The 25,494-nt window shown below is 39.3% G+C and carries 13 protein-coding genes; 4 read left to right on the top strand and 9 right to left on the bottom strand.

From position 1 onward, the window contains the following. Nucleotides 1–182: 182 nt before the first annotated feature. Complete coding sequence (locus IM676_RS11800; RefSeq protein WP_200987094.1) at nt 183–1,016, top strand: alpha/beta fold hydrolase; 834 nt, start codon at nt 183–185, stop codon at nt 1,014–1,016. Nucleotides 1,017–1,055: 39 nt separating this feature from the next. Here IM676_RS11800 and brxL read toward each other — a convergent pair whose 3' ends face one another. The 3 genes from brxL to pglZ form a co-directional block, all read right to left on the bottom strand. Next, nucleotides 1,056–3,074 carry a protease Lon-related BREX system protein BrxL gene (brxL, locus tag IM676_RS11795; RefSeq protein WP_200987093.1) on the bottom strand — a complete coding sequence of 673 codons (2,019 nt, stop codon included), beginning with the start codon at nt 3,072–3,074 and terminating at the stop codon, nt 1,056–1,058. Nucleotides 3,075–3,265: 191 nt separating this feature from the next. After that, the gene (locus IM676_RS11790; RefSeq protein ID WP_200987092.1) at nt 3,266–3,667 is read right to left on the bottom strand and encodes a four helix bundle protein; all 402 of its coding nucleotides are present in this window, start codon (nt 3,665–3,667) and stop codon (nt 3,266–3,268) included. A 110-nt stretch (nt 3,668–3,777) separates the two neighbouring features. Further along, nucleotides 3,778–6,366 carry a BREX-1 system phosphatase PglZ type A gene (gene pglZ, locus IM676_RS11785; RefSeq protein ID WP_200987091.1) on the bottom strand — a complete coding sequence of 863 codons (2,589 nt, stop codon included), beginning with the start codon at nt 6,364–6,366 and terminating at the stop codon, nt 3,778–3,780. 49 nt (nt 6,367–6,415) lie between these two features. On the opposite strand from pglZ, the gene IM676_RS11780 reads away from it, so the two are divergent. Then, nucleotides 6,416–6,769 carry a XisI protein gene (locus tag IM676_RS11780; RefSeq protein ID WP_200987090.1) on the top strand — a complete coding sequence of 118 codons (354 nt, stop codon included), beginning with the start codon at nt 6,416–6,418 and terminating at the stop codon, nt 6,767–6,769. A gap of 109 nt (nt 6,770–6,878) precedes the next feature. On the opposite strand, the gene IM676_RS11775 is transcribed toward IM676_RS11780, so the two are convergent. The 6 genes from IM676_RS11775 to IM676_RS11750 all read right to left on the bottom strand — a co-directional run bounded on the left by IM676_RS11775 (nt 6,879) and on the right by IM676_RS11750 (nt 22,293). Continuing rightward, nucleotides 6,879–8,279 (bottom strand): ADP-ribosylglycohydrolase family protein, encoded by a 1,401-nt coding sequence (locus IM676_RS11775; RefSeq protein WP_200987089.1) that lies wholly within the window; start codon nt 8,277–8,279, stop codon nt 6,879–6,881. A 28-nt stretch (nt 8,280–8,307) separates the two neighbouring features. Beyond that, nucleotides 8,308–9,915 (bottom strand): DarT ssDNA thymidine ADP-ribosyltransferase family protein, encoded by a 1,608-nt coding sequence (locus IM676_RS11770; protein WP_200987088.1) that lies wholly within the window; start codon nt 9,913–9,915, stop codon nt 8,308–8,310. A gap of 360 nt (nt 9,916–10,275) precedes the next feature. Beyond that, entirely contained in the window at nt 10,276–14,010 is a 3,735-nt protein-coding gene (locus tag IM676_RS11765) for a DEAD/DEAH box helicase (RefSeq protein ID WP_200987087.1), read from the bottom strand. 69 nt (nt 14,011–14,079) lie between these two features. Continuing rightward, nucleotides 14,080–17,715: a BREX-1 system adenine-specific DNA-methyltransferase PglX gene (gene pglX / locus IM676_RS11760; protein WP_200987086.1), complete on the bottom strand. Its 3,636-nt coding sequence runs from the start codon at nt 17,713–17,715 to the stop codon at nt 14,080–14,082. A 434-nt stretch (nt 17,716–18,149) separates the two neighbouring features. Further along, complete coding sequence (brxC, locus tag IM676_RS11755; protein WP_200987085.1) at nt 18,150–21,707, bottom strand: BREX system P-loop protein BrxC; 3,558 nt, start codon at nt 21,705–21,707, stop codon at nt 18,150–18,152. After that, complete coding sequence (locus IM676_RS11750) at nt 21,697–22,293, bottom strand: DUF1788 domain-containing protein (RefSeq protein ID WP_200987084.1); 597 nt, start codon at nt 22,291–22,293, stop codon at nt 21,697–21,699. Before IM676_RS11750 ends, brxC begins: the two co-directional genes overlap by 11 nt. A 498-nt stretch (nt 22,294–22,791) precedes the next feature. On the opposite strand from IM676_RS11750, the gene IM676_RS11745 reads away from it, so the two are divergent. Together IM676_RS11745 and plsX are read left to right on the top strand one after the other, a co-directional pair. Then, complete coding sequence (locus tag IM676_RS11745) at nt 22,792–24,267, top strand: leucyl aminopeptidase (RefSeq protein ID WP_200987083.1); 1,476 nt, start codon at nt 22,792–22,794, stop codon at nt 24,265–24,267. Nucleotides 24,268–24,463: 196 nt separating this feature from the next. Then, nucleotides 24,464–25,489 (top strand): phosphate acyltransferase PlsX, encoded by a 1,026-nt coding sequence (plsX, locus tag IM676_RS11740; RefSeq protein ID WP_200987082.1) that lies wholly within the window; start codon nt 24,464–24,466, stop codon nt 25,487–25,489. Nucleotides 25,490–25,494: the final 5 nt, after the last annotated feature.

Below are 25,494 nucleotides of genomic sequence, written 5' to 3'. Positions count from 1 at the left end.
AAATTTAGTTCATATTAATTCTTTAATTCATATTCAATGTGGTTTTTAATAGCCCCGTTATCATTTTATCATAATTGTAATATCAGTATTGTACTTTAGGGTTAGTGTGATCCCATCCTGAACAGGTGGGGTGTTTACCCGGGTAATTCTATCAAGACAAAAAGTTGAATTTAAATTTTACAATGCCAAAAGTTGAGCTAAATCCGTGTTTCCTCACTCCTAACCGAGTCCAACTAGAGTATCCGTTATTTGTGTATTTACCAGGACTGGATGGAACTGGTGAACTATTGCGATCGCAAACGGCTGGCTTAGAAGTTGGCTTTGATGTCCGGTGTTTAGCGATCCCCAGACAAGACCTCACCACCTGGGATGAGTTAAGCAACAACGTCTTGGACTTAATTAATACCGAATTAGCAAAAAGCTCACAAAGACCAGTTTATCTGTGTGGCGAGTCATTTGGGGGTTGCTTGGCCATGAAAGTAGCAACCCAAGCACCACAATTATTTAAACGGATTATCTTAATTAACCCAGCATCAGCCTTTCAACTGCGCCCTTGGTTAACTTGGACATCCCAACTAACTTACTTAGTTCCAGAATCCTTTTATGATGTTGGTACGCTAGGGTTATTACCATTTTTAGCATCCTTACCACGCATTCCCCGCCATTTGCGCCACGAACTACTCAAAACCATGCGGTCTGTACCCCCAGCCACAGTTACTTGGCGATTGTCTTTACTCAAGGAATTTAACGTCACTCAAGCTGAGTTACGCCAACTAACTCAAGCAGTTTTGCTGATTGCTGGTGCTGGCGATCGCCTTTTACCATCTGTACAGGAAGCCGAACGCTTAGTAAATATTTTACCTAACACCCAGTTAGCTGTGTTACCTGACAGTGGACACGCCTGTTTACTAGAACACAATGTTAATCTCTATAAAATCTTGCGGGATCAGAATTTTGTAGAACACCACATTCCAGCCTGTCAGGAAATACAAAATCAATTACCCACACCCCATTAACTGCGGCTAGGTACCCCCTCAATTGTATTTCAATTCTATTTAGTCAACTGCTAAGGCTTTAAATACTGCATCTACTGGGTCAGTGTAGAAAGAGGTTTGAAATTTAGCAAACAATTCAGGGGGAACACTAGCAATATCTACAGCACTACCCATTGGTAAAAGAATACGTTTAGCACCGGCATCAAATGCTACTTGTAGGCTACCAGCTAAGTTAGTGACGGGAGTTATTGTACCACCCAGGGTCATCTCCCCAAAGATAGCTAATTGTATTTGTACACTGCGTTTCAGGGTAGCAGAACACAAAGATATGAATAGTGCGAGTCCGCTTTCTTGGGGGATACCAGTACCTTGTAAATCTAATAACTGTAGTAAAAAATCCCAATTACCTGGGTGAATGCTGCTGCTCACCCGTTGAGCGTTAGCTTTAAAGTAATTCATAGCAATGTTCAAACTGTCTTTGATTTTAGTAGCATTAGACACCCCTGTCCGGGTCAGCTTGCCATTACCTGGTACTGCTTGCAGTTCGAGTTTGAAAACGCCGATAATACTACTATCTCCAGTGCTGATTAAGTGCAAATGACCAGGGGTAAGAATATCTTGGCTAATGAGGGTAGATCCTCCCTGTTCTGGTACGGAAACAAAATGCTCATCCATTGTTTCCAGGTCAATGTAACTGAAATGGACATCATAAAATTCCATACCGCCAATTTTCTTTAACTGTTCCTTCACCCGTCGCCGCACTCGCAGTGCATATACTAGAGCATCATGTACATCTTGTTTACTAAATGAACCATTGGGGAAAAGTAATTTTAGTAATCCTGATACAGTTTTACGTACTGCTTGCACGTCCCGTTGTTTGAGGTTATTACCCAAGCGAAAGTAGCGGTCAATCGCATCTGCAAAACTGCGTTTCCGCATTTCCCGCAACCACTCTGCTAAATAATCAACAATAAAACCATATTGATTGGTAAAATTCTCTGGGCTGAATTTGGGAATTTCCCAACCGGGAATGTAGGCGTGAAAGCGGTCAAAAAAGGCAGTATCAATCATGGCTTCAGGAAATGGCGCCAACAAATGAGAGGTTTTTACCAAAGATTCTACGCTTTGATCAATATTACCCACAAAAACCATAGAAGCATTAGCGGTAATTTCTGCCTTACCCCGTGCAAAGGAACCTGAAGCCATGTAGTCTTTCATGATTTGTACACCATCGTTGTCATGAAAGCTGATACCGGCGACTTCATCAAAAGCAACTACATCATATAAACCGACCAATCCCACGCGCCGGGTGGACATATTATAAAAAAGATTGGCTACTGTGGTTTTACCGCCAGAAACAAGGATGCTGTTGGGAGAAACTTCTTTATAAACGTGGGATTTACCTGTGGAACGGGGGCCAAGTTCACAAGAGTTATAATTATTCTCGCAAAGAGGTATTAAACGAGCGAGTAAATGCCATTTTACTTCGTCGCTAACAATGGTTGGTTCTAGTCCGGTTGACCTAATTAACAGGTCAATCCATTCATTGCGGGTAAAAGCTGGACGACCTGCAAACAGTTCATCCATATCTACATGAGGCATTTGAATGGGTTTGAGACTGGCGACAATAAAAGGACTAGGTTTTGTCCCTCCTTCGTACTCCATTTGTAAAATACACCAAATTCCACTTCCTAGGAGTTTAGAATTTAGTTTCACAGTTTCTGGGTCAATTACTACACCTTTAATACCGAGATTGGTTAAGGTACCTTGGTAAATATCATCTTTTTCGTTGAGTGTGACGTTTACTTGGTCAATGATTGTAAAACGTCCTAATTCTCTAATTTTGGATTTGACTAGCTCTGCTTCATCAGGACGAACATAATTTTGAGCTAGGATATTTTTGACACGGGTAACGCCTTCTGCAATAGTAGTTTCTTCATCCGTGGCACAGTACATACCCAATAGATACTCCAGCACATAAACGGGTACATTTGCACCTTCTTTGATGCGCTTTGTCAGGTCTTTGCGTACTACCTTACCAGGATAAATGTTGTTTAGTTTTTGGTTGAGGTCGTCCATGGGGAGAAGGGGGAGCTTACAAGGGTAGGTTTTTTACATTGTCGTGAGGGCAAGACTTGGAAGACAAGGAAGGAAAGTAGACAAGGAAGTTATGCCAAGGCGTGAAAAAATACCCCTTTAAGAACTATTAAAAGCAATTGATTGAGTATTATTCTTCAACATTGTTCTACATTCCCCATTGAGAACAATACTTAATTGTTACCCATTAACCAACTTTCTGGATGATTAATCATTTTTACTAATCCGCTTAAAACTTGATTGTATGTACTATATAAATCTCTTCCTTCCTCTACGGAAATATATTGACATTTCACTGCAAATTTTAGCCACACTTGGGTTTCTGCTGCTTCCGATTCACAATCATTTAATTTAGCTATAAATGATGCTTGATACCTTCTTTTTCTCCATGCCTCTGCAAAATTCGCACATACTGAACGAGAAGAACGACGTATTTGGTCAGTCAGAGAATATCTTTCTTCCGCAGGAAACTGTTTTGATAACTCAAAAATTATCATCGCTGCATTAAACGCTTTTTGATATATTACTAAATCTTCATGGGTTTTAATTCTTCTTTGTTCTTCTTCTTTGTCCATCCTTCCTTGTCTACCTTGTCTTTCTCCATTATAAATCTCTATGTAAAAAACCTACCCCTGTGAGGAAGGGGAGAGGGGTTTGCGATCGCCATAGCTTAGATATTCAGCTATCAAAAATCACCAAAGTCATTGGCAATACCTAAACTAATTATCCATGTTTCTCGCAGCAATTCGCTTTGGTCATCTGCATCTTTGACAATTAAATCAGCCTTAGTGGGAGGACTGGCGGTATTGACAGTCAATCTTAAGTTAATTCCTCGATCGCTCAGATTAGGACTTGTGCTGGTTAAATTCACTCCAAGTACATCTGTAATGGGGGTGTCGGTTTGCGGGTCATAGAAACCAACTGTAATTTGACGCGATCGCCATCTGCCCTCTACAGCTTCAGTTTGTACTAATATTAATTTAAATCGATTATTTGTCACCCTGCGGACTGTAGCATTTACCTGTACCCCCACCTTTCTGGGTTGTCCCTCATTTTTTTTAACTGCTCGTTGGTGATGGTAAGTAATTACAGGTACACAAATTTCTTGTAGAGATGCACCACCATGTACAAATTGTGACCCTGCACCTTGAACAGCAAAGCGTAATGACCCACGGGGGACTATGGCAAAAAGATTTTCTGTTGTGTTGGGTAGTTGGAAATGCAGTAACGTAGTATCACTTACCGGTTTGGTTGCTAATAAGTAGCGACGTTTACTTTCTAATACAGCTTCATCACTGGGGATGGGTCGTTTATCTGCTTCTTGAATGGGACGACGTTGATATAAAAAGCCGTGGTCAGCAGTGATAATCACATTTGTACCATTCAGGGAGTTACAAATTCTTTTCACTAATCTCAATAACTGTTTTATGGCATCTTGACAAGCAGAAAATACTTGGCGTTCACTAGATGCTTGATCTCCAATGGCATCAATGATATTATGATAGATGTAGATTAGGCGATAAGATTGCACTGCTGCCCTTCCCGCGTCAGTGTTCATATCTAGCAAGTCTTTAGCATTGAGTACTGTTACTGCTACACGGCTATTTTGGCTGAGTACCTTTTGTCTGGCTGCTGTGCCTTTAGTACTCATACCATCCCGCAATACATCATCATTATCTGGTGTTAGTTCTAACTTTGACCCTGGTAAAAGTGCTGCCATCCCCCAGCGGGTAACACTGGGTAAAATACCTAAAACCGGTTCTAGGCTGGTTTCACCCCGGACTTCTGTTTTAATGACTGCGGCTAGTTCCCTGGCTACTTCGTAGCGCAAAGCATCAGAAATAATTACAAAGGCTTTTTCTCTGTCGCTCCGGTCTAAAATTGGTGATACATATCTACGAAAGAATCCCCGCTGTGGCGGAATATCTGTTAGTTCCCAACTGTTACCCAGAGCATCTGACCAAGCTGAACCTAGTTTATCTAAAAACCATTGGGTGTAAAAGTTTTCTATATCTTCAATTAATCCTTTGAGAATATCCCCTTGAGCTTGATCGCTAGCAAAGATAAAATGGCGATATGCTTGGTCAAATTTGTGTAAATCACTGGCGTAAGCTTTGAATAAAGCTGGCGCAGGTTGGCGAAATCCACCTAAATACCGCTGTCGTAACTCCCAAAGTGCGATCGCAGCTTCTAAGGCTTGGTAAATTTTCTCATACCGAGGAAACCAAATCAAAGTATCACGGGCTTTTAACCAGTCTTTCCAAGGGGTTACTTCCACTGTTGGTGTTTCTGTTCCGGGAGTGGAGATTTGAGTAAAACCAGTTTGCAGGGTTTTCACACAAGCGCGAATTAACACCAGATCTACAGCTTCAAAACTAGATGCTTCATATAAAATTGCTGGTGATTCATTTTCAATGACCTCAAAAATATGCAGCTGCTCTGCTATTTCACCACTTAAATTTTGCCACCCAGGGGAATCTTGTTGATCTCGCATCCATTGGTCAATAAAAGCATAGGCTCTTTGTCCTGGGGTGATAACTTTGTCTGCTAACTGTCCGGGAAGCTCACCATGTAAGGATTTGGCGAAATGGGTAATGAGTAAATGTATACATAATTTGTTTAAGCTGGGGTTGGGGGAAGCAAAACCTGTGTGTTCTTGAACAATATCCCAGAAGGTTTGTGGGGAAACAAGTTCTACAATCTCAGACCATAGGGTATTATCAGTTTCTAATAATCCTTGCAATAGTACCTGGCGAATTAAGCCACTAGGATCAGGGACTTTTAAATTTGCGAGAACAGATAACATGGCTAAAAGTAATCCCCGTTCATCGCTATCAGGAGAAATAGCCATTGCTTGGAGGTCTTCAGCCCGGTTTTTACGGCTGAAGAATTTTGAGTGTTGACGAATGGTTTTTTCTAAACGTCGCTGATGTAGTCCTAAATCAGCATAAATTAAGGCTGCTGGGTCAGCGGAAAAGGTGAAACCGCTTTTTTGGATATCTAAAAGCCAATTTTCTTGGGGTTCTGGTTCCAGGAAGGGAGCATACAGCAGAAAGTTTTGATTGGGGTATTCAATCAGTAAGCGATATTTGACGGTGAACGGAGTATCAGCAAGTTGGAGTTTTTCCACTTCTTCTATTTGCAGTTCGTTGAAGATGCTGGTAAATTGCTGGTCGGGGTCGTACCAAAATACTATCCGCCTTTGTGAGTGATACCAACGGGCGGAATCTTGGAAGATGTTTTCTAGTTGGCTTTGGATACGGTTGGTGTTCATTTATAGCTGGGAAAGAGGGAGCAGGGGAGAGAGCGCGCGGGAGTTTACTATGGATAAGCTAGAAAAATACCGTGAGGCGATTCAGAAAATATTGACTCAATATTATGAAATGACCAAGAATCAAGATAGAGAAAATCGAGAAATTGAAGCAAGCGATCGCTTGGCTTTTGATGAAGTAAGAGACCAATATCTGTGGTTTCGGTTTGGCTGGGATGATAAAAAGCTAGTCCAGCATATCATCATGTATCTGTGCATTAAAAATGGTAAAATTTGGGTAGAAGAAGACGCAACAAATTTATGTGTTGTTGACGACTTATTATCAGCCGGAATACCCCAAAGTGATATTGTTTTAGGCTTTCATCATCCCAATCAACGGGGTTTGACAGAATTTGCTACCGCATGAGGAGGATGGGGAGAGAGAGAATTGATTATAAGGGATATATTGACTCATAATCTTGTGCCAATTTTTTGTCATTACTTACTTGGAAGCCGATGTAGAACCAAAACAAGCGTTAAAGAATAAACAATGTTTCACTGGGAGTATCGCCACGAAAGGCTAACTTGCAGCTTTGACCAATATCAAAATTGATACGTACAATTGTTACTGTTCGCCCTTGAGTCAGTAGGGATTGTTTATCCACTTCTGTAATTGTGCCTGCACCTAACCGATGGTGTACAACTCGCATATCACTATGTACTTCCTGACGGGACAAGGCTTTACCCAGTTTAATACCGTTATGACCTGGACGAATTTTCATCTTGTCATGTTCACCAGCAGAGATTTTGGCTAAATATTCACCTATGCAGATCAAAAATGGTGCATCTTGAATTTGCGATCGCCATTTTTCCGGAATAGCTTTCAATCCAAAAGCAGCACCACCTAAGCCACCCACAAAAGCAGCAATGGAATCAGTATCACTGCCTATCATATTAGCTGCGGTAATAATATTTTGTTGGGTTTGTTCTGGATGACGGGCAAACAGGTATATACCAGCGATCGCAGTTGCCAACCCAGACCCTTTAGTAGCTTGCTCAAAACAACCTAATTGCTTAAGTATGCTTTGGGGTAATTCATCGTTACGCAATCCTAACCAAACTAGGCGCAACTTCTCCACAGCTTCTTGTTTAGTTTGCTCAAATACTGCCTCAAAGGATTCTACCCTTCCTTTATTCCATTCTGCTTCCCATGTTTTTAAAGCAGCTATTTTTGGGATTGCCAACTGTTTTACCCAATGGCCAAGTATTTCAATTAATTGCTGACCTACAATACATTCTGATAATTGTAATACAGTATACAGTGCATATCCATAGAGAATTGCACCAATAATAGCTCTAGGATGACCATGACTGATAATCGAATTACGCCAAATATCAGCTTCAGCTTGTTCCCAACGTCCACCATTAGCTAAGACATGAGGTGATATCCGCATAGCTGCACCATTGGCTGCGCCATCGCGGTAGTCTATCGTTCTGTCTTTTATCTTCCGGCTGAAAAAGTTACTATTCCAATCAGCCGACTTACGCTGTATTTTATCAGCTGCTTCTTTAACAGTACCACCTGCACCGCGAGCATATTCTAACCACATCGGATACTCAAACTTGCAAAATGTATGATAGTCAAAGCATCCATTTGAGGATATGCAAGCAGCAGAGCATATAGTTAGTTGGGTATCATCTGAGTATTCACCAGCAATAATATAATCCTCATAACCTTGGAAGCGACCGCCAACACGCTTACTCCATGATTGATATTCAGTAACTTGGTCTACACCCATTTTGCGTTTGAGGTCATCATGAGAGCGAATAAATTCCGTCATCCAACCCAGTGCGTCGCCAGCAGCAGCAGCAGTAATCGAACCAGCACAGCGATCAACAAGTGAGTCAATTGACAATGATTGATTTTTTTCTTGCATAGTTAACTAATTAATCAAAAAGCTGCTTTTAACTATCTCTAACAATCCACTCAGAATGCCAGTCAAAATCGCGGGGTGATACTCGGATTTTACCTCTCCATCCTGCTTGCTTTACATTTTGCTCATCGCGTGGAAAACGAATTACGATCTCCATTATGTCTTCTAAGGGAATACCATCTTTTATCAAAACTTCAGCTTGAATACAAGTAGGTAAGTTGATTGGTTTATTATCCCGGTCTTGTAAACCCTTCCTATCTCTTACTGTATCCTCAAATAAACTTTTTAGTGTTTGATAACCGGCTGCTATATGACGGCCTCGACCTGTAGCTGCATTGAATTTACAAAATTCTGTTCCTTGTTTCCATAAATAATCTGGTTTGATATATAACAAAACTACAGGTTCTACAGATTTATGTACAAGTCCATAGAGCATAAAAAAGTTATAATAAGTCAAACTACAATTGACATGATTTTTGTACCTCTGTCCTTCGGGTTTTGTACCATCAAAAGCATTAGTATTGATGTTTCTAGTTATTAATTGCTGTAAAGACAGTATACCACCTGAACTACAAATATTTATTAAATTCTCCAATCTTGTTAAATGTACAATTCTTTCAATTCTTCTTTGTGAAACAAAAGATTGTATATTCTCAGCTTCAATTGCATTTTGTCGTGAAGATGCTGGTAGAATTTGATTTTCTACTGAACCAGTTAATTCCGTTCTTTCATCTAACAGAAAAGCATCAGCACCAAAAGATATATTTGCTAAATTTCCATCTGGTAGGTAAATATTATACTCAATACTCGGTGTAAAATTAGGTTGTATTATTCCCGTATCAGATATTTGAAATAATTCTTCCCAAGCTACTTGTTCTCCATATTCAGAATTGAAAATATCACTTAAATAACTTGATGCTCTTTCTAACTCTTCTGGGTCATCTTCTTCCTCACTAAATATTTTGATACTATATTTTTCTTCTGAATCTACAACGCGAAAAATTGCTACTTTCTTTCTGATAATCGAAATACTAGACAACTCTTGATAATCACTAATTTCTTGGTTTCTTTCTCTATCTAGAAAAACTGCCTCAGAGTTGATAGCAAGGTTATGTATATCTTCAATTGTTAAATTAGAAAGTTGAGGATATTCATCGAATTTAATAAATTGGCATAAATTTTTTACATCTAAAGGTACATTTCGCAACCGGGTATTATTAATACTAATTTCTTGTGTTAATGGGTCAGCAATAGCATAAATATTTTGACCATAAGAAGGTTCTAATACAGAATTATATTCCTGAAAGATTTTTTTGCCAAAATCTGTAATTTTTAAGGTTGAATCTGAAGTTAATTCCAAAGATTTTAACGATTGAAGATTTGCTGTTACGCTTTTTAATAGGCTATAATCTATACCCAGAGCATTTGCTAAATCTTCTGTAGTTACTGATGGAATAATATTGATTGCTGTATCTAATATAAACTCCTCAAATATATCTACTTCTCGTAGTTCGCTAATAGTCACTTTAATTAGCTTTTGTTGAACGTTATAGCGAACATAACGTCCGGACATAACTTTATATCCTTGGGATTCAATTTTTTCTACTATTTTGCTTAAACGAGGGTCAATTTTATTCATATTAAAGACTAATTAGTTTGGTCTGAAGGGGTGACAACTTAGGCTCAAACCCTTATCGAATAAGGATTATGAAAGAGTCAGCCTTGAAAAGATTAAAACAAATTGGAAACCTATTCCAACATAAAAATCAGACTTGTGGGGTTTAGTTATTGATAATAGAATCAATAAAGCCAGAAAATGATGTTTACTTTTTCAAGGCGCAAACCTTCAAAACCCTTGCTGCGTATTTAATTCAAAGGTTTTTGTCACCCCGTCAGTAGTTTGGTGTAAAAAAATATCTTTATTTCCATGCCAGAATAAAGATAAAAGAGAATTATAGAGATTTTATATTTTGTTGTGTACTTATTTTTCTATGCAGATTTACTTAAATAAATCTATAAAACCTCCGTATTTATGTACAACTTGTGAAACTTTTTGGTATATGGGAAGTTGCGTAAATAAATCATGGCAACCTACAATTATGAGTAATTCTTTAGCGCGAGAAAAAGCAACATTAACTCTTTCGGGCGTTTGAGCAAACCCAAATTTACTATGCGGGTTATTCCTGACCATACTGACAATGATGACGGGTTTTTCCATACCTTGAAATCTGTCAACTGTTCCAGTATGAATATCAAGGGAAGGAAATCTGTTTCGAGGAAATGTCGTTTCAATTCGTTTTAATTGAGAACCATAAAAAGTGATAATTCCTATTTCTTTTTTAGGCGCACCATGAGCAACTTTATTTGCCCAAGACTGTTCCATCTGTTCACATAAAATTTGAATTTTACTAATTTCTACCTCGTTATAATATGAAGTGCCATCTTGCTTTTCCCCGAACTTTCTGTCTAGAGGTATTGGAACCCACATAATATGATTATTTTCTTTGATGACTGAACCTGCTAAATTGTGTGCGCGTTCAATATCAGGCCTAGTAAGCCCACAGGTAAGTCCACCATCACCTTCATCATAAAATTGGTTGATTGCTTCCATAATTTGTGGGTGCATTCTATACTGAACATTTAGTCTTTTAGCTATACTTGGTTGGCTAGTTCGTGCTGCTTGAAATTGCAGACCAAACCAAGACTGCTCTAAAAATTGCAGGTTATCTTTAGGGATAGAAAGTTCTTCAGCAAGTTCATCTAAATTTTCTTCATCTAAAATGGCTGGTAACTGACGATAATCACCAATCATCACAACTTTTTTACCTTTCAATGTTGGTATAAGTAATTCTGGCGGAGTGCTTTTACTTACTTCATCAACAATGACTACATCAAAGTGGCTAGATTTTTGTAAGTAATTACATTTTGCTGCTTTCATGCAGGTAACACCGATAACATTAGCGTTATCCAAATATGTTTTTCGTAAAGCTTCATACTCTATGTCAGATGGTTGACGTAATTTGTCAATCCATTTTTGAATAGTTCGTTCCCACTGGTTAAGGTAAGCTTCTGATTTCTCAAGTTCTTGTTCCCATAAATCAAACTTAATTAGAATTTTTGTTCTCAGAATTTCGGTATTAAATAAATCCTGGTCGTGAATATCTGGTTTGAGCCAGTCTGGTATTTCCTTGTAAATACTTACCCACCAATTTCTATATTTTTCTAAATTCGATTCTAATTCTTCTATTTGGTTTTGAACCTCTTGAACTATATTTTCTGTTTCTGTTAATTCATTCAAAGCTCTGTTAGTAATAGTTATCATGTTTTCAACTTGACACTCTATATAATTATTAATAGTTTCCAGTATTTTTAAATTTTCTAATTCAGCCTGCAAATTATTTTGATATTCAGAAATTTGCAAAAGCTTTTCCTCAGTATCTCTTAGTAATTGATTCAGAAGATTTTTAGCACTTACAGTAATCGATTTGCTAATTATAGCTGTAAGTTGATATAATTTAAATTCCCAATTTACTGATTGAAGATTTTTTATTAACTCTTCATATTGTTGCTTGATAGCTTCTAATTTAATAGTTGTAATTTCCAGACTTCTAGTCTCAGTCAATTGATTTATTTCTCTAATGGCAATTTGACAATAATGATGTAATTTATTGATTGCTGCTAAAGGTCGGTTGCCTTGTAATTTACCTGCAAGGAACTCTTTAAATTGAGAAACTTGGGAATTGGATGTTTCTAAATTTACGGATGTTTGTTGTTTCTGCAAAAACAACCAATATATTTGATTACCAATTTTATACACCTCATCATATTCATTTAATTGAAAAATGAAGTTATTTATTTCGACTTGGCATTCATCAAAATATTGTTTCCAAGGTTGCTGGCATACTTCTTGTGCAATAATTTGTAACTGTGATGGCAATGGAATCAAAGCTTCTGTAAAGCTATCACGTTGTTGCAAGCATCGCTTTAGTATTATATAAATTTGAGAATTAGCTGTTTTTTGCCATTCTTCAAGCTCATTGATTGCTAAAATCAACTCATTTTTACGAATATTTAGCTCTGCAATTTTTATTTGTTGCTGAGTACAAAAAACCTGATTAGATGCTATGAGTTGTTGTAACTCAGATTGCATTAATTGATTTTTTTCTTGTTCCTCTCGTAATTTATTATAAATTTCTCTTTTTTCTTGACATTCCAAATCTCGAATACGTTTAGTATTGAGTAATTCTTGTCGCTGTTGAGGAAAATTATCTTCAAATTGTAAATAATCTTGAAATCGGTCTAACGATGTCAATAATGGACGTAAACCTTTAACAACTTTTTGGTGCTTTGATAAGCGATTTTCACATTCAGCAGATGTATCATTTAGCCATTTCTTGACAACATTTGCACTTAAAAAACTTTCTCCTTCTCGGCTAACGCTGCCACTATTACCATCTCGCACAGGACGCAATGCGGGATGGTGAGGTAAGCGACTTAAAGCATTGTCTACTGCTAAGTTGGCTTGAGAAGCAATTAGAGTACGTCCACCTCTAATTGCTATTTGATAACAAATTTCGGTAATAACGGTTGTTTTACCCGTACCAGGAGGACCTTGTAATAAAATTAAGTCTTCCGCAGCTAAGACTGCTTCCACTGCTGCTAATTGGCTATCATTAGCTTTATCTAGAAATAAATCTTGTTTAGCTATTTGAACAGTTTCTACTAATGGTTTAGCCTGAGAAGCTTCAAAGAAAAAGGTACTTAAATTAAAATTATGGGTATGGCCATCCCTTAAGTTTCTCAAAGCATCTTCTTGCCAACGAATTTGAGCCAAGCTACCATTATCTTTAAAAAACAATATTTCAGGTAGAGTAAAATCTTCTTCTGTAAAAGATTCGGCTATATCAGGTTCTAATTTCACTTCAATTTGGTTAATATCAGGTCTAACTTGGTGAATATTCCCTAATTCCTGATCCGCATATCTATAGTGTATTTCCTCAGCATGGGCAAGATATTTTAAAGGTTTATTTATAGCTTTTTTAGCGCGTTTCCAAAATCCCTCTGGTGTGATAGAAACAAAGCCATTACTTGTTGCTAAGTCCGGTTTAATCGTAAAATCTATGGAATTTTTAGATGGAGAGTATCTGAAGGAAACAGTAGGAACATAAAACTGACTTTTTTCTGCAATGCTTTTTTGGATTTTTAAGTAATTGCTCCATCCTTGAATATGGTCTTTTGTCGGGACATAAGAGGTAGAAATAGGCATAGCAACTATTTCTGCAAATGCTGTTTCTGGGATACCAATATTATTTAGACGGTCACGTTGTAGGAGAATCAGTCGTAGTGAAGAAAAAGCGTTATCGTGACCTTGTTCTAAGTTGACTAAATTAATTTTGATTAAACCTAAATATCCTCTACCATCTCGCGGAACACTTGCCCAAATTTGTAAAGTTTTTTGACGTTCTTCTAAGCCTATAGGTAATGAAAAATCATCCCTATCTGTAGCTACTATAAATTCCCAAATTTCATATTCTGGATTTCGTCCTAGTCTCTCTCTACGAATATAAAAAACACAAGGTTCTGAACCTAAAATCAAAGATATCAGTTCATCAGCACGAGCGTGTCGCTGTCTATATTCAGGATAAATATTCAGTGCATTTGCTCCTTCAATACGACAGATAAATTGGTCGCTTGCTCCCCTTATATACTGATAACCCCAAGTTTCAAATTCCATGCTATCTCCTCACCTAAAAAATCATAAATAATCAATTTGATTGAATTTTTTTGACCAAAGCTAGTTAAACTAACTATCTTGCTTTAACAACTCCCGTTTCCATTTTGATGCTTTTTCTAAATCTGCCATTTTTAAATCTGTACCTTCATAAACTAACCCCTTAAACAGGGTGTAGTTATACGCCACTCCATCATCAAGGTCAATTTTAATGCGTGTATCTGCTAAGTGTTGGAGTTTGGCTTGGTATTCCCTTAGTTCTAATTGTTGTTCTTGTAGTTCTTTAAGGCGTTTACTGGCTGCTTTCTTGGTGGTGGTGGCTATGGCGCTGTCTAATTGTTGTTGCGCTCTGGACATTTCCCCATCTAATTTCACTTGTAATTCTAATACGTAATCCATCCGCAGACGGGCGAGGGTGTCTTGGTTGTAGCGGTGGAGGTAGACTAATGCGCCAAAGGCTTGTTTTTTACCACTGGTGAATAACCAGTAAATGGGGCGTTTTTTGTAGGTTCGGATGTGGTCAGAGATGAACTCTTGCAGGAAGTAGCGCCGGATGCGGTCTATTGGGGTTTCATCATTTCTCTGGGTGAGGGCGTTGGCGATAAAGTTGAGGTTTTCCATGAGGGTGTCAGGACTGTATGCAACTCGCATAAATTCCATAAACTGGGTAACAATATCTTTATCAAAGTATGCTTGGTCTGTGATGGGTATGATGGGATTACTGCTGGGGGTAAATGTTTGGTGTAGTCCGGGGTCAAAGGGTTGACCAGCGTGGATGAGTCCGGGGTGATCTAGGCTATAGCGTCCCATCATACAGCCGACGGCGTAGGAGATGAGGGAACGGATATCTCTGTTTAGGTCGGCTCTGCGGATGGTAATTTGGTCGTCGGGTACTTCTGGGGTGAGTTCTTCTTGCAGTCCGTAGGCTTCTATCCAGTAGCGGTTATTTTCTTCTTCTAGGTGTTGCAGTTCTCGGAAGGCTGTTTCTGCTTGGTTTTGCCAAATGTCAAAGGCTTCACTCAGGTGTTTGGTCTTGTGGCGTAATAATGGGTGGGTTTGGAAGTCCCAGGAGGTCTCGAAGTTGTCCCAGTCTTGTTTTGATATAGATATACAGTGCTGTGATATATCTAATTTAGACCCAGTAAGTATTACTGGAATTTTATTTAATTCTTCTATTAGAATATTTAATGTTGGATTTAGCAAGCTAATTATTTGTAAGATTGGCTTTGAATTAAGGCATGATAATAAACATTCTAGGGTTTCAATATCGTTTAATGGAAAAAAGTTTCCTGCCTGATCATGGGCATTATTTCTGTAAAATCTAAATGATGGTTCACCCGAAGTCAGTGAAGTATAACTTATAGAAGGTAAAAAATTGTATTCAACATTTCTGAGGTAGGATTTTTTATGGTTAGCTATTTCCTCCCCATTGTTTTCCCAGTTTATTAAGTAGTCTAAATTTCCATACCATCGCCGTTTCTCACCACCTTTATTATACGGAAACCATTTATTTGATGGTGGCTCGGTTTTAACCAATAATTTAACTTCATGCCAATATCTTAAAAATCTTTCATTATTTGATGTAGACGTTCCTCTCTTAAACCCTCCAAAATCAGATAATAATTTATTATTTTGGAAAGAATTTCTAAACTGATCTAAAAGATTATAAATAATAGGATACCCCGGAATCTTCGCAAAATCAGCAGACTTGGCATAATAAAGATACCCACAATCAGGATTTTTAATAGCTTCTAAAACCTTAACTGGTTGTAAATCTGTTCCATAAAATTGATTAAGATCAATAAAAGTTCCTTGATATTGTGGTAAAGCTCTATTTAAAAGGGTAAAAGTACATATTGGTACATAAGCAGAATCGAAAAAAGCATGATATTCTGGTCTAACCAGACTTGTTATTGTAGTATTATTTAATATGGTTTTACGTAGTTTTTCATAAGAACTTAAAAACATCCATGTAAAAGGTGTCATTACACCAATAAATCCGTTTTCTAAAATCATGCTCAAAAAACGTTCAACAAACATAGAGAAAGTATCTGACTTAGAATCAGGATAATTTTTACTAGCAAATTTCTTTAAAACTTCATTTAAACTCTTATTCCCCATATAAGGTGGATTAGCCACCACAACCCAATACTGTTTCGTCAACAATTCAGCTTGAGAAATCAAATTATATAGGGGAATAACACTTTCCTTAAAAATAGGATTACTCCCCTGGAGATCATCTAATTGCTTACGCAACTTATCACCATCAAAATCTGGTGGCGTTATCAAACTACCTAAACTATCCGCATCCTCAAAAGCATCTAGTAAAGGTTCCCAATCTTCAGGATTTAATTCAGGTACTGGAGGTAAAACCTGACTACGGGTAGATCCCACAGTCATAATATTCAAAGCCGGAGGTTTCCGCAAAATCCGCGAATTAACCGCCCGTGCTTTCATCACAACTGCAAAACTAGCCAATTGTACCGCCCGTTCATCAATATCTAAACCATATAAGTTATGAGTTAAAATCAGTGCGGGAATATCCCTTTCTAAATAACCCTGTTCCTTATAAATTTCTAACAACAAATCAAAGGCATATACTAAAATATGTCCGCTACCACAAGCAGGGTCAATTACTGTTAATTCTTGGGGAGTCTGGGGAAGACTAGGGGAGGTATTGCGGGAGTGCAAAGGTAAAGAGGTTTTTTCAGCTTGATCAAGAAGTTCAAGTAAAGGTTCTTTTGTTTCCCCTACTGTCTCCACAGAATTAATCACCGATGACTCACGACCAACATCGCCCAGTTTCCCACCCTCTAAAAAATAGGGCATTTTCTCCCGTAACTTTGACTCTGGGTGAGACTCCAACCACAACCGCCCTAGGCTATTTTCTACCATGTACTGGACAATCCACCGAGGAGTAAATAATTGGGTGGCGGCGGGGATATCCTGAGCCTCAATTTTAGATTTCGCCCCAATAATTTCATCTTTACGATCAGAAATATAAAACTGATATAGCCAACCTACTATTTCGATATCTTGCCAATCCTCCTCAGCAATATCTTTAACAAATCGCCGTATAATTGAATCTTGATTAAGCAGATTTATCGGTAAAAATAGACCTTGATAATTTTTCTTTTTGTCAAATAAGGTGGGAATACTTGCTGATAAAGCTTCACACTGAGCTAACAACATCCGACGATAAATATACCCATCGGGGTTAGGTTCTCGACTAGCAAACTTACGCCACTGGGTGAGTGTTTCCAGGTTTAATCCTGGTAACTCTTCCATCTCCGCAATAGAGTAAGCATCCCGCAAAATATCAGGGTCTACTAAATTCGGGTCACTACTACTCAACACCCGCCCAATATAATTATTTACCTCCATAAACCGCAAGGCTGCTAACCGGTTAAACCAGGTGTAAGCAATTTCATCAATTAATAATTCTACAGCTTTAGCTAATTTCTCTCCTGGAGTTTTAGCGTTCTCCTGCTGTTGGGATAATTCATCTAAACGTAATTTTAACTGTTGATATTGGTTAGCTTCTGCAGTGTTAAGGATTTGTCCAGCTACCAATAAACCACCAGAAACAAATTGCGGTTCTATAATTGTTTTCCGAGTGACACCGAATTGAGCAGCACGCGCTGCTATTTGTTGCTTTAAGTAACCACGGGCCCAATTTGCAAAGTTTTTAACAGTAGTGCGATTCATGACAGTTAAAGTTTTAAATCCTGAGATAGTGCTGAAATCAATATGTTCCCTGAGCGAAGTCGAAGGGAACAATATCAGGGGGAGGAAGTGAGGTCAAGATAACCCCAAGAGATTTTAGAGATTATTGGGGCGATCATGGTTTCGACTTCGCTCAACCACCGGAATCAATGTTTACATTTAGCCTTGGAAGTAGCAAATTCGGGCGATCATGGTTTCGACTTCGCTCAACCACCGGAATCAATGTTTACATTTAGCCTTGGAAGTAGCAAATTCGGGCGATCATGGTTTCGACTTCGCTCAACCACCGGAATCAATGTTTACATTTAGCCTTGGAAGTAGCAAATTCGGGCGATCATGGTTTCGACTTCGCTCAACCACCGGAATCAATGGTTACATTTAGCCTTGGAAGTAGCAACAAGTAGCAAATAGTTAAATTATTCCAGTCTCACCTTGTTATTCTGCTGAATTTGATGTAACAACTCCTGACGCAAAGCTTCTACATAATTATCAACGTCCTCGGGAGTCTCTAATACTAATTTAGTGGTAACTTTTACCACCTGTACCGCCACAATGGGTTTAGTTTTGACTGCTGGTGTGGACTTATCACCTGGACTTTGTACCTGAGTTTGAATAACTTGAATAATTTGCTCTGCTTGCTGGTCTATTTTAGTCAGCAATGATGGTAACATTCCTTGTAACTCTGCTTCACGGGCGATCGCAGAATCAATACTCGTTACCTGAGAACTGGAACTAACAACCTGCTCAATTTGTTGTGTAATACTGCTAAAATCTAACTTCTCAGCAACCTCTGGATGTGCAGAGGTAATATACTCATTTACCTTTTCCCGCAATTCTTTACTCTTAGTCTCCACTTGATAAATTCGTTTACTCAAAACTCCCTGTACTTTGTCTTTCACAGGTTTAAGCAACATCGCCAACTCAGGAATCTTGTCCGTAGGGTCAGGCATTGCTAAAATCTGTTTAACAGACTCTACCCGCTTGAGTAATTCCGGCTCTGTAACATGGCGCAGTTCTAGTTCTAAATCCTGCAAATCCTGTCGCACTTGTTGAAATAATTTAATCTGTCCAGTAAAGAAATTTTGCAGCTTCTCCACATCCTCAATATATTCTTCTATTTCATCCTGTTTAGTACGAATACTGCGGAACAAATCCGGCGCACCATCTTTAGTTAATAGCTCTCCCAACAAATCTAAATTTGTCTGCAATAATTGCCTAAAAGGTAAACTATGCTTCTGCACCTCAACTAACCATTCTTCCAGTTGTTTACTTCGTGCTGATAAAGCTTTTTTGTAACTTTCAAATAGTAGTTGAGGGTCACTGGGTATATTCCCATTTAGTAAGTCACCAGCCAAATCTTTGGCTATTCTTAAACTTGTTGGGTCAATAACATCAGCTAGTCGCACTATATATGTATCTAAACCTTGACGAGAACGTAATGTTTTAACTAAACCTTTTTCTCGCAGATTGACATTACCTTGTGCGTATCGCAGTTGTACTACACCTTGATTAACCAACTCCGCCATCACTCCTAGGGTATCCAGTTGTGACCACCCGTAAGGACGAACAGCAAATTTATTGATTAATCCTTTAATTGTAACTTGGCGATAGGCGCGAGATTCGTCCTGTAACCAAGTACGCATTTCAATATGAGCAGCTGCATTAACTGGTTGTTCAGCAGTGTTTTTTTCTTCGCTATCACGAGTCAATGCATTAGTAACTTGTTCTTCGGTTTCAAACCCACTAGCAACATAACCTAATTTTTGATAAACGTTCTTGACTAAATAGGTTAGTCCTTCTATTAATAGGTTTTTTGCATCCCGGTCACGAATTTCTACTTTAGTTCCATAAGCAAATACATCTGCACCCGCAATTAAATCTTCTAAGGTGTTTTTGATATTTTCGCGCCGCTGATTATTTTCATCCCCCCGCGCCATTAAAATTCTTTGGATGTTGGGAGTCAAACTACTACTATTTTTTAGACGCAAGTATTCATCTGTTTTCACTAAGGTATTCAGGTCATCAAGCAAGCGTTGGTCATCTTGTAATCTTACTAATACCTCAAAACCTCCTCCCGTAATACCTAGACAAAAATCATCCTCTTGCATAGCGGCGTACTTTTCTGCATAGGGGGTGACAATATGCAAAGTCAAGTCATTTGTTTGCTGTCCAGAGGTCTGTTCATCTAGCTGGCGACTAAATGGATATCTATGACGACCATATTTTAATTCTTTGTCAGTAAAAATTGATTCCCAAACCAATGTTTGCATCTCTTTGCTCACTTTACCAGCATCAGCTTGGATATTTTTAATTTCTCTACCAATGTCTTGTTCTTCATGGGTGAGGAAAATATATTCATCACCATTGCGCTGAATTAAAGTCTGTCTTTCTAAACGTCCTAATGCAGCTTCTACTTGCTGTCTGAGTAATATTTTATCCTCGTCAATGTGACCTAAACTTAAAGTGGTCAAGTTATCCAAGTTTGCCCTGATTTCTTTGATATACTTGACCATGAATAATGTTTTTAACAAGTCAATATCAAAAGTCTGTAATTGTGGGTTACCTGTAGCCTGATTAATAACTTGGCTGATAGCAGTATCTAAAAATCCTTCAATTGCCATATAAAAGGTGTAGAAGGGAACTAGTACACCTAGAGGCTTTCCTGCTACTGCTTGGGAAGCGACCTGAAAAGCATCAAGTAAAGAACGTTCTCCCGATGCTAAATGTTTACCCGCAGAACCCATGAGGCGAATTTGGGTAAACACTTTCTGCAATAAGGTAAACTGGTAGGGAACAAAGGGATAAGCCGCAGTAAAATCTTTTATACTGCTATATCTTGGCATATCAGCACTATCTTGAGTAAAGGTAATTTGGTTTTTCAGGATGGCAACTTTTTGGTTATATAAAGCCTCTAGTCCTGTTTGTGCTGCATCAGTTTTACCCAGTAACCGCAATTTAATTACTTCGTCTGTGTTCGCAGATGACAAACTCAGAGGACGGTAAAAACGCCCGATAATTTTAGAAAAATCCTCACCTTTAATCTTGTTTTTGGTAATCTCATCCATTGCTTCTTGGGATGTTACCACTACCCAAGCTTTACCCTGACAGTGTGTACCCAAATCTTCTACTACCGTCTGAAGATTTAACATCAGCTTACTGTCTTCACCTATATACTGTCCCACCTCATCCACCATAAAAATTAACCGGTGTTGGGGACTTTTACCATCTAAATATTGCTTAACTATTTGGGCGAATTTCTCCGGGCTTAAACTATAATTTTGTTCATTGAAATCTAAGAGGCGGTTAGCTGCATCTGCACTCATCCCCGTACTCACTTGTAAAGCAGCGGCGATCGCATCCTGATAAAACCCCCAAGCATCGCGATTTTCTGACCATACCAAGCCACTTTCAGCTTGAAAGGCATCTTTAAAATCTTGATATTTACCTTGTTTATCTAACTGGCGTTCAAATTCAGCAATTGCAGGTATTGTACCAAAATAACCTAAATGCTCGTCAAAGACTTTTTGAAAAACTTTAGTAATACTTTCCTTATGGTTTTTATTATTAGCATCCGCCTTAGAATCAATATTGAAAAGAATTACATCACAAGAACTTTGTGCAGCTTGGGTAATTTTTGCCAGTAATAACGGGTCAGGAATACGTTCAGCGTTGAAATAGTCTAAAGCACAACTACTACCCAAATCGCGATTTTCTAACAGGTAAGAAAGAATCTTCAAAAAGTGCGATTTACCCGACCCAAAAAAACCAGAAATCCACACCCCCATTTTATCAGTAGGATTACTCAGGGCATCAGTAAAGCGGTCAAAAAAAGTTCGGAAGTGTTTATCTAGTTCACGAGTAACAACATACTCCTCCAACTCCTGACGGATATTCTGGTCATCCTGCTGTCCTACTTTGATAACACCATTAATGTTACGGTTAATATCTTTTTGAAATAGTTCACTAATATTCATAAACGTAATTGTGAGGAATTAAAGGAAAAGCACGATAGTAATTGTCATCTTTAAAAGTGTTAAACAGGCGTAGCTCATGGCCATCATAGGAACCAGGAAAAAACATCACCAGGGGGATTTTATCCAGGATAGGATGTAGGTTATTCAGAATCGTATGTGACCTCACAAGGGGCCAACTTGCACCAACTCCCGTCATTAACACCAACTGTTCATCACCCTGTAACTGCTTCTGGATATGGGTAATAACTTGCTCAGGTCTAACAAGTGGTGCAATAGTTTTAGCTAAAGCTGCATTCCCCTTATTGGCCTCCAACTCAAAAGCCCTTCCAAGCAACTTTCTTTCTTGCAATATCTCCAGAATGGTCCGATAGAGATTAACTTCCAGGAAAATAACCCCACTGGGTGGATTGATCAATTGCGACTTTAAACCCTCAATATACTCATGTACCAGTGGTTCATATTCAGCATCGTAATCAAAGATATAAAAACCAATCTCGTTACCAATACCACGGTTACTCAGGAGCCGCGTATCTTGTAACTTCGGTAATAGTGCATCAAGGCGTTGGTGGATTGTTAAGGTAGGCATGAGTTTAACCAATACAGGCAGCAAGCATCTGAGATATTATTAAGAAACATCACAACTACTTGACAGTCAGCTTCACTACTTTGGTTTAGTGAGTTATTGACAGTTTTATACAGTCTCCTATAAAAAAATTATACATTAAAGCCTTTTTTAGGCTAATGAAGTACACATCAATTGCCTATTCCCTATTCCCTGTTCCCTGTTCCCTGTTCCCTGTTCCCTGAAACTATTAGCTTTACTTACTTGACAGTCAGCTTCACTACTTTGGTTTAGTGAGTTATTGACAGTTTTATACAGTCTCCTATAAAAAAATTATACATTAAAGCCTTTTTTAGGCTAATGAAGTACACATCAATTGCCTATTCCCTGTTCCCTATTCCCTGTTCCCTGTTCCCTGTTCCCTGAAACTATTAGCTTCACTGTTTGGTATTTTCCACCCAAGCGAAAATAGAATTTTAGGTAATACTGGTACAAGCAGGAAAACCTAGATAAAATCACAAAATGAAAATTCAACCTAGTGACAAGCCTTTGCTAGATTGGGCAGGCGATAGTTTGGCAATTGGACTATTTGAAGATGCAGTTGAGTTAACTGGAGACCTGGCAAAATTAGATGAGCAGTTTGCCGGGGTGTTAAAAGAACTAATTGCCGAAGAAGAATTTACCGCCAAACCCTACAGCACCATTTTCACCCGTGTTAGTGCTGGTAGCTCTATCCGTAAAGTAATTTTAGTGGGTTTGGGGAAACCAGAAGCCCTGAAATTAGAAACCCTGCGACGTGCGGCTGCTGCTGTGGCCAGGGTGGCAAAAAAGCAAAAAAGCAAAACTCTCGCCTTGAGTTTTCCCCTGTGGAATAATCAGCCAGCAGCAACTGCTCAAGCTATAACTGAAGGTACGCAACTAGCCCTTTATCAGGACATTCGCTTTAAATCTGAGCCAGAAGATAAAGGAGCAAAAATTGAGACAGTAGATTTACTGGGACTGGGTGGACAAGAAGCAGCCATTACCCTCGCTAATCATATCGTCTCCGGGGTAATCTTAGCTAGGCAATTGGTGGCAGCACCAGCCAATGAGGTAACACCAATTACCCTAGCAGAAACAGCCCGGGCGATCGCGACTGAACACGGCATAGAGGTAACAATTCTGGAACGGGAAGACTGCGAAAAGTTAGGTATGGGTGCCTTTTTAGGAGTTGCCCAAGCTTCAGACTTACCACCAAAATTTATTCACCTCACCTACAAACCCCAAGGTACACCGAAACGGAAACTAGCAATTATTGGTAAAGGTTTAACCTTTGATTCCGGCGGACTAAATATTAAAGGTGCTGGTAGCGGTATCGAAACTATGAAAATTGATATGGGTGGTGCTGGTGCGACCTTGGGTGCTGCCAAGGCGATCGCCCAAATCAAGCCAGATGTAGAAGTTCACTTCATTTCAGCCGCCACAGAAAACATGATTAGCGGTCACGCCATGCACCCAGGGGACATCCTCAGAGCATCTAACGGCAAAACCATAGAAGTGAACAACACCGACGCTGAAGGGCGTTTGACCTTAGCCGATGCCTTGGTGTATGCAGATAAATTGGGAGTAGATGCCATGGTTGATTTAGCCACCCTCACCGGTGCTTGTGTGATTGCCTTGGGTGATGACATTGCCGGCTTATATACCCCCGATGATGCTGTAGCTTCCCAACTCGAACAAGCTGCTGAAACCGCAGGGGAAAAACTGTGGCGAATGCCAATGGAAGAAAAATATTTTGAAGGGTTGAAATCCGGGATTGCGGACATGAAAAATACCGGTCCGCGTCCTGGGGGTTCCATTACTGCAGCCCTTTTCCTCAAACAGTTCATTAAAGATACCCCTTGGGCCCACTTAGACATTGCTGGCCCAGTGTGGACAGATAAGGAAAACGGCTACAATAGCTCAGGGGCTACGGGCTATGGCGTCCGCACCCTAGTTAATTGGGTATTAGCCCAGTAGGGAACCAGGAGCAGGGCATAGGCTGTGAGGGGAAATTTTTGACTTCTTAATCGGTGCGCCCCAATCCCTGAAAAGTTGCCACTTAGCTACTAAAATATGTTGCAATATTAACAGGAAGAATATGGCAGTGAGAAACTCTCGGTTTTTCAGCAAAGCCATCTGGTAAAATTTGTAAGGTTTCTAGTAGCTCTAAGCAATGGGATTGACTGCCGTACGGATAGCAATTGACGCAATGGGAGGGGATCATGCACCCGGAGAAATCGTTACTGGCGCGCTGCGGGCAAGTGACGAATTGGGTGTAAAAGTATTATTAGTTGGTGATCCCCAACAAATTGCAGCCGCCCTGCCCCCAAACACTAATTTGGAGCAGGTAGAGATCGTTCCTGCACAGGAAGCGATCGCAATGGATGAGGAGCCTTTGAATGCGGTGAGACGCAAACGCAAAGCTTCTATTAATGTGGCGATGGATTTAGTCAAGCAGCAGCAGGCAGATGCCGTGTTTTCTGCGGGACACTCAGGGGCAGCTATGGCAGCAGCTTTGCTCCGCCTGGGACGATTGCCGGGAATTGACCGCCCAGCCATTGGTACGGTTTTCCCCACAATCAAAGCCGGTAAACCAGTACTCATACTTGATGTTGGCGCCAATGTAGACTGCCGCCCTAAGTTTTTAGAGCAGTTTGCTGTCATGGGGTCAACTTATAGCCAGTATGTGTTAGGTATTACCAATCCCCAGGTAGGTTTGTTGAATATCGGCGAAGAAGACACTAAGGGTAATGAGGTCGCCCTGCGCGCCCATCAATTATTAAGGGAAAATTCCCAAATTAATTTTATTGGTAATGCTGAAGGGCGTGATGTACTTTCTGGTAACTTTGATGTAATTGTCTGCGATGGCTTTGTGGGTAATGTGTTGTTGAAATTTGCCGAAGCCGTGGGGGAAGTGATTCTGCAAATCCTGCGGGAAGAATTGCCCCAAGGATTGCATGGTCAAATTGGTACGGCAATTTTAAAACCCAATCTGAAGCGAGTTAAACAGCGCATGGATCATGCAGAACATGGCGGTGCTTTGCTGTTAGGCGTAGCTGGAGTCTGTTTTATTGGCCACGGTAGCTCTCAAGCTCCTTCTATTTTTAACGCCATTCGCATGGCAAAAGAAGCTGTAGATAATCGGGTGCTGCAAAGACTTCAGTCCCAATATGAAATCCTACAGCAGGAAACCAATTAGAAATT

This window comes from Anabaenopsis elenkinii CCIBt3563 (assembly GCF_015245355.1).
Lineage (GTDB): Bacteria > Cyanobacteriota > Cyanobacteriia > Cyanobacteriales > Nostocaceae > Anabaenopsis > Anabaenopsis elenkinii.
Note: the sequence above shows the minus strand (reverse complement) of the source record. Positions and strands in the feature narration are given on the sequence as shown.

Bases quoted from the DNA above. Each gene is read 5' to 3' on its own strand.
- IM676_RS11780 (WP_200987090.1), top strand. From the start codon at position 6,416: ATGGATAAGCTAGAAAAATACCGTGAGGCGATTCAGAAAATATTGACT.
- IM676_RS11765 (WP_200987087.1), bottom strand. From the start codon at position 14,010: ATGGAATTTGAAACTTGGGGTTATCAGTATATAAGGGGAGCAAGCGAC.
- IM676_RS11745 (WP_200987083.1), top strand. From the start codon at position 22,792: ATGAAAATTCAACCTAGTGACAAGCCTTTGCTAGATTGGGCAGGCGAT.
- brxL (WP_200987093.1), bottom strand. From the start codon at position 3,074: ATGGACGACCTCAACCAAAAACTAAACAACATTTATCCTGGTAAGGTA.
- IM676_RS11770 (WP_200987088.1), bottom strand. From the start codon at position 9,915: ATGAATAAAATTGACCCTCGTTTAAGCAAAATAGTAGAAAAAATTGAA.
- IM676_RS11750 (WP_200987084.1), bottom strand. From the start codon at position 22,293: ATGCCTACCTTAACAATCCACCAACGCCTTGATGCACTATTACCGAAG.
- plsX (WP_200987082.1), top strand. From the start codon at position 24,464: ATGGGATTGACTGCCGTACGGATAGCAATTGACGCAATGGGAGGGGAT.
- brxC (WP_200987085.1), bottom strand. From the start codon at position 21,707: ATGAATATTAGTGAACTATTTCAAAAAGATATTAACCGTAACATTAAT.
- IM676_RS11790 (WP_200987092.1), bottom strand. From the start codon at position 3,667: ATGGACAAAGAAGAAGAACAAAGAAGAATTAAAACCCATGAAGATTTA.
- pglZ (WP_200987091.1), bottom strand. From the start codon at position 6,366: ATGAACACCAACCGTATCCAAAGCCAACTAGAAAACATCTTCCAAGAT.
- IM676_RS11800 (WP_200987094.1), top strand. From the start codon at position 183: ATGCCAAAAGTTGAGCTAAATCCGTGTTTCCTCACTCCTAACCGAGTC.
- IM676_RS11775 (WP_200987089.1), bottom strand. From the start codon at position 8,279: ATGCAAGAAAAAAATCAATCATTGTCAATTGACTCACTTGTTGATCGC.
- pglX (WP_200987086.1), bottom strand. From the start codon at position 17,715: ATGAATCGCACTACTGTTAAAAACTTTGCAAATTGGGCCCGTGGTTAC.